The 11,301-nt window shown below is 46.3% G+C and carries 11 protein-coding genes; 1 reads left to right on the forward strand and 10 read right to left on the reverse strand.

What is annotated here, in order from left to right:
• Window positions 1–63: 63 nt before the first annotated feature.
• The 10 genes from HMPREF9446_RS07750 to atpD form a co-directional block, all read right to left on the reverse strand.
• Window positions 64–2,208: an AAA family ATPase gene (locus tag HMPREF9446_RS07750; protein WP_009125024.1), complete on the reverse strand. Its 2,145-nt coding sequence runs from the start codon at window positions 2,206–2,208 to the stop codon at window positions 64–66.
• Between the two features lie 247 nt (window positions 2,209–2,455).
• Complete coding sequence (locus HMPREF9446_RS07755) at window positions 2,456–3,346, reverse strand: F0F1 ATP synthase subunit gamma (RefSeq protein WP_009125026.1); 891 nt, start codon at window positions 3,344–3,346, stop codon at window positions 2,456–2,458.
• Window positions 3,347–3,359: 13 nt separating this feature from the next.
• Window positions 3,360–4,943, reverse strand: a complete 1,584-nt coding sequence (gene atpA / locus HMPREF9446_RS07760) for a F0F1 ATP synthase subunit alpha (RefSeq protein WP_087943555.1) — start codon at window positions 4,941–4,943, stop codon at window positions 3,360–3,362.
• A 54-nt stretch (window positions 4,944–4,997) separates the two neighbouring features.
• A complete protein-coding gene (locus HMPREF9446_RS07765; protein WP_009125028.1) occupies window positions 4,998–5,558 on the reverse strand; it encodes a F0F1 ATP synthase subunit delta in 561 nt (186 codons plus the stop codon).
• Between the two features lie 48 nt (window positions 5,559–5,606).
• Window positions 5,607–6,113, reverse strand: coding sequence for a F0F1 ATP synthase subunit B (atpF, locus tag HMPREF9446_RS07770; RefSeq protein WP_009125029.1), 507 nt, complete (start codon window positions 6,111–6,113; stop codon window positions 5,607–5,609).
• 96 nt (window positions 6,114–6,209) lie between these two features.
• On the reverse strand, window positions 6,210–6,467 hold the full coding sequence (atpE, locus tag HMPREF9446_RS07775) for an ATP synthase F0 subunit C (protein ID WP_005829122.1): 258 nt from the start codon (window positions 6,465–6,467) through the stop codon (window positions 6,210–6,212).
• A gap of 42 nt (window positions 6,468–6,509) precedes the next feature.
• Window positions 6,510–7,628, reverse strand: a complete 1,119-nt coding sequence (atpB, locus tag HMPREF9446_RS07780; protein ID WP_009125030.1) for a F0F1 ATP synthase subunit A — start codon at window positions 7,626–7,628, stop codon at window positions 6,510–6,512.
• Window positions 7,612–8,031 carry a hypothetical protein gene (locus tag HMPREF9446_RS07785; protein WP_009125031.1) on the reverse strand — a complete coding sequence of 140 codons (420 nt, stop codon included), beginning with the start codon at window positions 8,029–8,031 and terminating at the stop codon, window positions 7,612–7,614. The genes atpB and HMPREF9446_RS07785 overlap by 17 nt, the downstream gene beginning before the upstream one ends.
• Before the next feature lie 40 nt (window positions 8,032–8,071).
• Window positions 8,072–8,323, reverse strand: coding sequence for an ATP synthase subunit epsilon (locus tag HMPREF9446_RS07790; protein ID WP_009125032.1), 252 nt, complete (start codon window positions 8,321–8,323; stop codon window positions 8,072–8,074).
• 5 nt (window positions 8,324–8,328) lie between these two features.
• A complete protein-coding gene (atpD, locus tag HMPREF9446_RS07795) occupies window positions 8,329–9,849 on the reverse strand; it encodes a F0F1 ATP synthase subunit beta (protein ID WP_009125033.1) in 1,521 nt (506 codons plus the stop codon).
• Window positions 9,850–10,379: 530 nt separating this feature from the next.
• On the opposite strand from atpD, the gene HMPREF9446_RS07800 reads away from it, so the two are divergent.
• Window positions 10,380–11,297 (forward strand): DUF5106 domain-containing protein, encoded by a 918-nt coding sequence (locus HMPREF9446_RS07800; protein WP_039968789.1) that lies wholly within the window; start codon window positions 10,380–10,382, stop codon window positions 11,295–11,297.
• The last annotated feature ends 4 nt before the right edge of the window (window positions 11,298–11,301 follow it).

Below are 11,301 nucleotides of genomic sequence, written 5' to 3' on the forward strand. Positions count from 1 at the left end.
AAAAATATTAGGTGTGTTTGCGGAGAATCAGAATATTAATACACTAAATGAGCCCTCGACAGCTTATAACAGTTCCGGTTCGGATAATCCTTTTTCCTGCCGGTAAGCACGTACCATTCCAAGAATGACATCTCCGTACTTCTCTACTCCTTTCTTGCCAAAATAAGGAATGCGTATCAGCATGGTTTTATCCGAAGGAAGCAAATTGCTGATGCCCAAAATGGCTTTTTGCTGAATGACGGTATAAACAGGCAGTCCCAATTGCGAAGCTTCCGCATTACGCCATGCTATCAACCTATCGTAAAGCTCCGGATGAAGAACATCCAATCCCCCTTTTTTATCTTCTTTTCCGGAAGCAGATTTACTTTTGCCTCTCTGTAAGGATGAACTGTCAATGGAAAGCAGGGCTTTCTGCCTCAGATACTCCGCCACATGGAAACCATCGGTAAGGACGAGCTGGAGCAGATTTGCTTTCAAGCCAAAGATGCCCTCCAATTCTCCCATCGCGTCACGCAGCTTTTTCTTCAGCTCCTTATTGTCAGAACTGATACTGTGCCCCATTACAGCCTCCAACGGTTGCAGCTGTTCCTTGAAATAATTGGCGGCGGAGTGTATGCGTTCCTGCAACTTACCGTCCGCGGCATAGTCCCGTGATTCATCAATCAGACGGGTATATTGCAGGCTGAACTTCTGTGATACTTTTATCACCTTCTCATGAAACCGCTGAACTTCTTCCTTATAGGCAGCCAACTGCTTAGGAAACAATTTATATAGATGTTCGTCCAACAGGCGTACATACCGTTTCAAAGCCTGTTCCATCGGCAGGAAATCAAATAACCCCGACAACAATTCCAGAAAATAGGCTTGCTGCAAAGAACGGAAACGATTTTCATCCGGCTCGCTCCTTCGTGCCTCTACGGTGAAAGCATCTATCGCGCTGTCACTGATAATGGCCCTTGCAGACAGCGGCGCACTCAATACCAGTCCTTCCAGAGTCTTACAACGGCTTAACGCTACATACGTCTGCCCATGCGCAAACGAAGCACTGGCATCGATAATGGCACGCTCAAAAGTCAGCCCCTGGCTCTTATGGATGGTGATGGCCCATGCCAGCTTGACGGGATACTGCCGGAACGTTCCTTCAATGTCTTCCGTAATCTCCTTCGTTTCTTCGTCCAACACATATTTGGCATTGGTCCATTCTTCCTCTTGTACAGTGAAAGGGGTCTCGCTATCCTTGCTCCGCACTTCGATGCAACTCGGCGTCACGTTCGTCACCTCGCCAATCATACCGTTGAAATAGCGATGCTCACCGGAAGTATCGTTTTTCACAAACATGATCTGAGCACCTTGCTTTAACTCCAGCACCTCATCCGTAGGATATGAATATTCCGGGAACTTCCCGTCTATCGTGGCCCGAAAGGTATAAGACCTTCCGGGCAACTGTTCTAATTCGTGGTCATTAACGCGCTGCGCCTGATAGTTGTGCGTAACCAGACGGATATATCCTTCTTCCTTCCGTGGTTCAAAATCCGGAATATAATGACGATTCAGTGTCTCCAACACCTTCCCGTCGCACCGGTTTTCACGGATACGGTTCAGCAGTTCCAAAAACATCCCGTCGCTTTGGCGGTAAACGGTCTTCAATTCCAGCGTACAATATTCGGTTTGCTTCAAGGCTTGGCTGGAGAAGAAATATGGAGTATCATAATATTTCCCCAACATTTGCCATTCCTCGTCTTTCACTACAGGAGACAGCTGCTGCAAATCGCCTATCATCAGCAACTGCACGCCACCAAAAGGCTTGTTACGGTCTCTGTAGCGTTTCAACACCGCATCTATGGCATCAAGCAAATCAGCACGTACCATACTGATCTCATCAATTACCAACAAGTCTATACTACGGATAATATTGATTTTCTCCTTACCGAACCTGAACCGGTACTGGGCAGCACCGTTCGTCGTGAATGAACTTTCGGGTACATAAGGAGCAAAAGGCAATTGGAAAAAGGAATGAATGGTGACACCGCCCGCATTGATAGCGGCAATGCCCGTAGGCGCAAGCACAATCATCCGCTTCGGGCTTTCAGCTTTCAGTCTCCGCAGGAAAGTTGTTTTACCGGTTCCTGCTTTACCGGTCAAGAAAAGATGAGTACCTGTGTTTTCTATAAATTGCCATGCAAGCGCCAGTTCGGGATTATTCTCCATTATTCATGTAACGTTTAGTATCTTTGCCGCATCTTCTTACCGATGCACTTTATTCAAGATGTAAAGGTACGATAAATATCTGGAAAAAGGTTTTCAGCCTAGAGAAAAAGGTTTTTCAGCCTAGAGCAAAAGTTTTTCTTTCAGCCACCAAACTCTGTTCACAGCTTGCGAATACATATTCGCACTGCTTGAACATATATCCGCACTGCCTGAATACATGTTCAAGCAGTGCGGACAAAGAAGATTCTTATTTCAGACTACCGCCGATAATATCCAGCAGTTCATTGGTAATGGCTTGCTGACGGCTCTTGTTATACTGCTTCGTCAAATCCTGTATCAGCTCGTTGGCATTGTCCGTTGCCGTCTGCATGGCAAGTGTACGTGCCGCATGCTCGGAGGCGTTGGAGTCCAGCAGTACCGTAAATATTTTCTGGCTCAATACTTTCGGCAAGAGTTCGGCAATCAGCTGGCCGACGGAAGGTTCCACGATATAATCATTGTTGAAACTGCGGGAATCCGCGGAAACGCCTTCCGCCGCCTCCCCGGCAACTTGTGCCAGATCAATAGGCAAATAGTTTTCACGAAGCAGCACCTGCGTTCCCATGGACTTGAAGTGATGGTAAATCAGCTCCACATGGTCGATGCGTTTCTCTACAAATGCCTCCATCAACCTGCCCGCCAGTTCATACGCTTCCACGTATGAAGGTTTGTCGGCCATTACCTGGTAACTGCCTTGCGGCGTATATCCCAACTTTTTCACGGCCTCTTCCACCTTCTTGCCCACCGGATAAATCAGAATGTTCTCCTTACCCAAGGACTGATAATCCGCCAAAGTACGTTCCAACATCTTGGCCACGTTCGAATTATAGGCACCACATAACGAACTATTGGAAGAAAATGCCACGATAGCCACTTTAGATACGGTCCTAACGTCAGTATAAGGCGATTCGAACGTAGCGTCCGTACGCAAGAAGTTCGTCAGAATTTCATTCAGCTTCTGTTGATAGGGCAGCATATTCTCAATCCGCCCTTGTGCCTTGTGCAACTTGGCAGACGCTACCATCTTCATCGCCGACGTAATCTGACGCGTACTCTTGACGGAACTAATTCTATTTTTTACCTCTTTCAGTGAAGCCATTTCTATTTACGATTTATATGAACTGTTTTGCAATCGTCTCTGCCGTTTCCTCTATCTTCTTGCAGACTTCATCATTGATGACACCGGTTTTCAGAACATCGAGTACATCGTCACGATGATTCATTTCAAGATATTCAAGGAAACTGCCTTCAAATTCGCGCACCTTATCCAAAGGTACATTCTTCAACAAACCATGCGTACCGCAGTAAAGAATGGCAATCTGTTTCTCTACAGGCATCGGACTATATTGAGGCTGTACCAGCAGACGTGTATTCTTCTGCCCTTTGTCAATGGTCAAGGCAGTAACAGGATCCATATCGCCGCTGAATTTGGTAAATGCCTCCAGCTCGCGATACTGCGCCTGGTCTATCTTTAAAGTGCCGGCCACTTTTTTCATGGCCTTGATCTGGGCATTCCCTCCTACACGGCTTACGGAGATGCCGACATCAATAGCCGGACGGTTACCTTGGTTGAAAAGGTTCGTATCGAGGAATATCTGTCCGTCTGTAATGGAAATCACGTTGGTGGGGATATAAGCCGACACGTCGCCTGCCTGTGTCTCGATTATAGGCAACGCGGTCAGCGAACCGCCACCTTTCACCTTGCCTTTCAGACTGTCGGGCAGATCGTTCATTTCCCGTGCCACTTCTTCCTGGCTGATAATCTTCGCCGCACGCTCCAGCAACCGGGAGTGCAAATAAAATATGTCACCCGGATAAGCTTCACGACCCGACGGACGGCGCAGAATCAACGATACTTCACGATAGGCAACCGCCTGCTTGGACAAATCATCATAAACAACCAATGCATGACGGCCTGTATCACGGAAATATTCGCCGATGGCGGCGCCCGCAAACGGAGCGTAATACTGCAATGCAGCCGGGTCACCTGCCGTGGCAGCCACTACGATGGTATAATCCATTGCCCCGTACTGACGCAACGTATTTACAATAGAGGCAACCGTAGAACCTTTTTGACCGATAGCCACATAAATACAATATACGGGGTCTCCGGCCTCATAGTTTTCACGCTGGTTGATAATGGTGTCAATGGCAATGGCGGTCTTACCCGTTTGACGGTCACCGATAATCAACTCGCGCTGTCCGCGGCCTATAGGGATCATGGCATCTACGGCTTTCAATCCCGTCTGCAATGGCTGATTCACCGGCTGACGGAAGATGACTCCCGGCGCTTTACGCTCCAGAGGCATTTCACAGAGTTCCCCGCCTATCAGCCCTTTGCCGTCCAACGGTTCGCCCAACGGGTCTATAACGCGTCCCAACATACCTTCACCTACCATGATGGAAGCAATACGTTTGGTACGTTTCACGATGTAGCCTTCCTTGATCTTATCTGTAGGCCCCAACAAAACGGCGCCTACATTATCCTCCTCAAGGTTCATCACAATGGCCTTGATACCGTTGTCAAACTCCAGCAATTCACTTGCTTCGGCATTGCGCAGTCCGTAGATACGCGCCACACCGTCACTCACTTGAAGCACTGTACCTATCTCGTCCAGTTGTACACGGGTATCAATCCCCTCCAGCTGTTTGCGCAGGATATCGGAAACTTCGCTTACTTTTATATTTTCAGACAACATTTTAATTTACGATTTAATTATTTACGATTTACGATTGGAAAACCGCACAGATCACACGATTCTTCTGTTCTTATCAATGAACTGTTGTTTCACTTTCTTCAGTTGGGTAGCGATGCTGGCATCCAGACGGAAGTCGTTGATGTCGAATATAAAGCCGCCTCTAATGGAAGGATCGACTTCGGTTTGCAACTCCATGTGCGCATGCAGCAAGAAAGAGGCACTGTTTCTGATACGTTCCTCGACTTCCCGGCTTACAGGTACTGCCGTTATCAGTTTTCCCACACCGATATGCTTATCCTTACGATACAGGCCCAGAAAACCCAAACAAATATATTGGAGAAAGTTTTCCCTCCGGTTCTTCAATACCAACGTAATGAAACGCGTAAACTCACGCCCGGCAGAAGCATCCCCCACTGCGGCAGTACAGATAAGCGCAAGCTTCTCGCGCACTGTCAGAACGGGGTTCTCCAACGCCATACGCAAATCCGGATGCTTCCTGAAGCTACGGTCAAGCATACTAAACTCCTTGTACAGGGTCTCTTCAGCTCCCGTGCTTTTGGCATATTCCATCAATGCTTTCGCATATCGCATCGAAACAATTCCTATATCCATTTTTTATGAAATTAATAATTAAGGAATGAAAGAATGAAAAACAGCTTTTCAATTCTTTGCAGAAGCTGCCAGTACTTCATCAAGCATACGGTCAATCATTTCCATCTGCTCATGCTTCTCGTCCAGATTCTTGCGGAGCACCTTCTCGGCAATATCCACAGACAGGACTGCCACCTGGCGGCGGATGTCACGAATGGCCTCCTCCTTCTCTTGCTGTATCTGCTTTCTGACCTCGTCCAGTTCCTTTTGGGCAGAGGCTGCCGCCTGCTTACGTGCCTCGACGATAATCTTGTCACGTTCGTGCATCGCTTCCCGCAGGATACGTCCCTGCTCCTTATTGGCAGCGGCAACCAATGCATCGCCTTCTTCTTTCAATTTGGCAAGCTGGGCATTTGCTTCACGGGCCACTTCCATGGACTGGTCAATGTAGGTTTTGCGGCCCTCCACCATATTGGTGATGACGGGAAAACCATATTTGGCCAACACCACAAACACTACGCCGAATGAAAGGAGCATCCAGAACAGCAGACCACTATCGGGTAATAACAATGACATAATTTCATTTACTGTTTGACAATTTACAATTTACAGATTGACAACATGGAAATGCGTCACATGCCGAACTGCATCTTATAAATCGCGGATTATACATCATAAGAAGAATACCAACAGACACACAACTACCGCCAACAGGGCGACACCTTCAATCAAGGCGGCTGCAATAATCATGTTCATACGGATGTCACCGGAAGCTTCCGGTTGACGGGCAATGGCTTCCATTGCAGAACCACCGATTTTACCGATACCTACACCAGCACCGATAACTGCCAAACCGGCACCGATTGCCGCACCTAATTTACTAACTCCCACACCAGCTGCTGCAGCTTGTAATAATACAGATAGTAACATAACTTTCAGTTTTTAAATGATTTATTTTTTAATGTTTATTCTTTATCTCTCTGATAATACTTTTACTTTTTCAGTCTTCTTGTCCTCCTTCTTACCTTCTTTGTGCTCTTCCTGCGCCAGGCCGATAAATACAGCGGACAGCATAGTGAACACGTATGCCTGGATAAAGGCCACCAACAGTTCCAATGCATTCATGAAGATATTGAACAACACCGAAGCTACGGTCAATGTCCCGTTCAAAGCGGGTCCCATGCTGGCAGAAATAAATATCAGGCAGGTCAATACCAACATGGCCATGTGGCCTGCCAGCATATTGGCGAAAAGACGGATCATCAATGCAAACGGCTTCGTGAAAATGCCGAAGAACTCGATGAACGGCATCATAGGCACAGGCACTTTCAGCCACCAGGGCACGTCCGGCCAGAATATATCTTTCCAGTAAGTCTTTGTGCCGAAAAGGTTTACCGCAACGAATGTGCAGAGAGCCAATACCATAGTGACAGCTATATTTCCCGTAACATTGGCACCTCCCGGAAAGAACGGCACCAATCCCATCAGGTTATTGATGAAGATAAAGAAAAATGCCGTCAGCAGATAAGGAGCGAACTTCCGGTATTTAGGCCCGACACAACTTTTGATAATATCATCGTTCACCATCATGATGAACATCTCCATAAATCCAATGAACCCACCGGGAGCCGCACTGCCTTGCGGATGCTTGCGATACCAATGGGCTACGCTCAGAATAATGACGAGCAACAATACACTATTGATGAGCAATGCCAACGTCACCTTTGTAATGGAGATATCCAAAGGACGCACTTCATTGCCCGCCGCATCATGTTCCACCAACTTGCCTTCGTACTTGCTGCCTGCAGGCGCTATGGAAAATCCCTCATACGTCCCTCCGTTTTCTTCAAGACGCGAAGAGAGAAATGCATGCCAGCCCGTAGTTTCACTGCGTAAAATCACGGGCAACGGAATGGTGACGTGTGTCTTGCCCCAGGTCGTAATGTGCCACTCATAAGAGTCACCGATATGCCCGAAGACAATCTCCTTCACATCCACCGTACCCTCTTTCTGCTCGGCGGCAACAGGAATTGATACCAACAGTCCAAGTGTCAGTAATACTCCAGTCAGTATGTTACGCAATTGTCTCATTTTCTTTTTTCTTTTTCATTTTCCGGTTCGCTTCGAAAGTGAAGAAAAACCAGGAATCGTAAATCAAATATATCAGATAGTTTGCTATAAACGTCAGCAGGAATCCTTTTGACTCCTCGCGTACTATAACGCAATATATCAACATTACAATAATGGAGGCAAGCATCCTCATTACACGCATCAGCAGATAAATCTGCAACATGCGCCCCGGTATGTGGTGTCGGCAGTTCTCGGTCATACTGATCATGAATATACCGAAAATATAGAAGAAAAGCGGAATCAGCGGATAGCCGCCAAAGTAATGGTGCGGATTAACCGAATAATACGCCCAACCGCCTATGCCTCCTACCAATACCGTGAGAAGTGTTGTTTGCAACAGATAATTTCGCTTCGTTATAGTCACGCCAACAAACTTTAATTTCTTAATTCCATATTCTAATTGCCTACTGTTGTTCTATACAGACAGCAACTTTTCCGTTACTCATTTCTACAAACCCGCTTTGAATATCAAGCGCGTGTTCTTCGCCACCCGTCACATAGACCAAGGTTCCCGCACCTAATGAAGATACAATCGGCGCATGCTGCGGCAAGATGGAAAATGAGCCCATCGTGCCCGGCAGTGTCACTCTCTCCACTTCTCCATTAAACAGTTCCTTCTCCGGTGATACAATAGTCAAATGTAGTCCCTTCATCATTTCATTTACGATTTAGCTTGTTCCAGCAACTTCTTGCCCTTCTCTATGGCTTCATCAATGGTTCCCACATTCAAGAAAGCGGGTTCGGGCAGATAATCCACCTCACCGTCCAGAATCATCTTGAATCCTTTGATGGTGTCTTCGATAGAAACCATAGTGCCGGGAACTCCCGTAAACTGTTCAGCAACGGCAAACGGCTGCGACAAGAAACGCTGTACACGGCGTGCACGGTTTACCAGCGTACGGTCTGCATCAGAAAGTTCCTCCATACCGAGAATGGAGATGATGTCCTGCAATTCCTTGTTACGTTGCAGAATTTGTTTTACACGCTGTGCCACTTCATAATGCTCCTGTCCCACAATATGCGGGTCAAGAATACGGGAAGTAGATTCCAACGGGTCAACAGCCGGATAAATACCAAGTTCGGTAATCTTGCGGCTCAACACTGTCGTAGCGTCAAGGTGGGTAAATGTTGTCGCAGGCGCAGGGTCCGTCAAGTCATCGGCAGGCACATACACAGCCTGGACAGAGGTAATGGAACCGTTTCTTGTAGAAGTGATGCGCTCCTGCATAGCCCCCATTTCAGTGGCAAGCGTAGGTTGGTATCCCACTGCGGACGGCATACGCCCCAACAAAGCAGAAACTTCGGAACCGGCCTGGGTAAAACGGAAAATATTGTCTATGAAAAACAGGATATCACGCGGTCCGTCTGTTTCCGCCCCCATATCACGGAAAGATTCAGCTACCGTCAATCCGGACAAAGCCACCGACTGGCGTGCACCGGGAGGTTCATTCATCTGGCCGAAAATCAGAGATACCTGAGACTTGGCAACTTCATCGTAATCTACTTTGGATAAGTCCCAGTTGCCCGCCTCCATACTCTTCTTGAACTCTTCACCATAACGGATAACACCGGACTCTATCATTTCCCTCAGCAAGTCGTTGCCTTCACGGGTACGTTCCCCTACTCCGGCAAACACAGAAAAACCATGCTGTTTCTTGGCTATATTATTAATAAGTTCCTGGATAAGCACTGTCTTGCCCACACCGGCACCGCCGAACAGGCCGATCTTTCCTCCCTTGCTGTAAGGTTCCAGCAAATCAATGACCTTAATACCCGTATAGAGCACCTCTTGTACAGTAGTTAAATCTTCAAATTTAGGAGGCTCACGATGAATGGGATAGGCACCCTGGCGGTCCAGTTCTTTCATTCCGTCAATAGAATCGCCCACAACATTCATCAGGCGACCTTTGATCTGTTCACCCACCGGCATAGTAATCGGTCCTCCCAGCGGGTGTACTTTCATACCTCTTTGCAGTCCGTCTGTACTATCCATAGCTACAGTACGCACGGTATTCTCACCGATGTGCTGCTGCACTTCCACAATCAGTCTTTTACCATTCGGTCTTTTTATTTCCAATGCATCGTGAATACTGGGCAGCATGAGTTCCGCCTCTGTACCTTCGAAATAAACGTCCACAACAGGTCCGATTACCTGCGAGATATGTCCGACAATCTGTGACATAAGCAATCTTTTTATATTCTTTTTTCCTTAAAATAATTTCATCTAGTAAAGTTGTAAGTCGCGTGTATCTTCTTAATCCATATCAGCCAAGTCGCGTCTTTCATCCCAATGAATGTTCTTCACACCTATAAACGTTTGTCGGCAATGGTTTGTTCATCCAATTAGTTACATAAACAACGTTTGCAAATGTATAAACAAATCGGTATCCGTTGTACTCTCATCAAACATTTTTTCTACAAATTATACTATTTTGAACGATTAATACTACAAACAGAACAATTTGTTGCAGATACGATAACGTCAGTTAACAATTAGTAAGACAACACAAGCATAAACAAAGAGTGTGTATCAAAGACACGGTAATAAAGCAATGCTTTTGACACATTTGGCATGAAAGTTATATATATGGTAAAAGGGTTCTTTCCTCATGTAAAAAGCAAGAAAATCATTTGCTTGTTTGACACGTTAGGCAAGAAAATGTATTTTTGTATCAGCAGATGAAAATTATAGGAACTAAAAATCAATTTAATATGAAAAGTAAGTTATTCTCACTTCTGATACCCTTGTCCCTCTGCACTGCATGCAATAACAGTAAAGCAAACAGTGTTGCGGTAAACAGTTCTCCGGCAGATACCATTACCGTGTTTACTCTGCCTGCCATCCCTCCCATGCTGAATACTCCCGAACTGCGTGCCGATTATCTGGTACGACATTATTGGGAAAATATAAATTTTGCGGATACCAATTATGTACACCATCCGGAAGTTACCGAACAAGCATGGGTGAACTACATAGATATTTTGAAACTTGTACCTGCAGAAAATGCCGATGAAGCCTTGAAAGGCTTGTTTGCACAAGCTGAAAAAGAAAAGACAAGCTATCTCTATCTTGCAAAGCTGGCGGATAAATATCTATATGACCCTAACTCACCTATGCGTAACGAAGAGCAATACATCTCCGTACTGGATGCCCTTATCGCAACTCCCGTTTTGGATGATACTGAAAAAATACGCCCGAAAGCCCGCCGTGCACTAGCGCAGAGAAACCGTATAGGAACCAAAGCCATAGACTTTACCTATACTTTGGCATCCGGAAAGACAAGCACCTTATATGCCTTGAGTGCCCCTTACATACTGCTGTTTATCAATAATCCCGGCTGCCATGCCTGCACGGAAACCATCGAAGCATTAAAGGATGCTCCCGCCATCAACCAAGCCATATCCTTGAAAGAGCTTCAAATCCTCTCACTCTATCCCGATGAGGAACTGGACGAATGGAAAAAACATCTCTCCGAATTTCCATCCACATGGATCAACGGCTACGACGCCAGGCAAAACATCAGGGAAAACAACCTTTACGATCTAAAGGCTATCCCTACCCTCTATCTTCTGGACAAAGACAAAAAGGTATTGCTGAAAGAGGGTCAACGTAAAAACCTGAGGGGGTAAAATT

The organism is Bacteroides fluxus YIT 12057 (assembly GCF_000195635.1).
Lineage (GTDB): Bacteria > Bacteroidota > Bacteroidia > Bacteroidales > Bacteroidaceae > Bacteroides > Bacteroides fluxus.

Bases quoted from the DNA above. Each gene is read 5' to 3' on its own strand.
- atpF (WP_009125029.1), bottom strand. From the start codon at position 6,113: ATGTCATTGTTATTACCCGATAGTGGTCTGCTGTTCTGGATGCTCCTT.
- HMPREF9446_RS07765 (WP_009125028.1), bottom strand. From the start codon at position 5,558: ATGGATATAGGAATTGTTTCGATGCGATATGCGAAAGCATTGATGGAA.
- HMPREF9446_RS07790 (WP_009125032.1), bottom strand. From the start codon at position 8,323: ATGATGAAGGGACTACATTTGACTATTGTATCACCGGAGAAGGAACTG.
- atpD (WP_009125033.1), bottom strand. From the start codon at position 9,849: ATGTCACAGATTGTCGGACATATCTCGCAGGTAATCGGACCTGTTGTG.
- HMPREF9446_RS07750 (WP_009125024.1), bottom strand. From the start codon at position 2,208: ATGGAGAATAATCCCGAACTGGCGCTTGCATGGCAATTTATAGAAAAC.
- atpE (WP_005829122.1), bottom strand. From the start codon at position 6,467: ATGTTACTATCTGTATTATTACAAGCTGCAGCAGCTGGTGTGGGAGTT.
- atpB (WP_009125030.1), bottom strand. From the start codon at position 7,628: ATGAGACAATTGCGTAACATACTGACTGGAGTATTACTGACACTTGGA.
- HMPREF9446_RS07755 (WP_009125026.1), bottom strand. From the start codon at position 3,346: ATGGCTTCACTGAAAGAGGTAAAAAATAGAATTAGTTCCGTCAAGAGT.
- HMPREF9446_RS07800 (WP_039968789.1), top strand. From the start codon at position 10,380: ATGAAAAGTAAGTTATTCTCACTTCTGATACCCTTGTCCCTCTGCACT.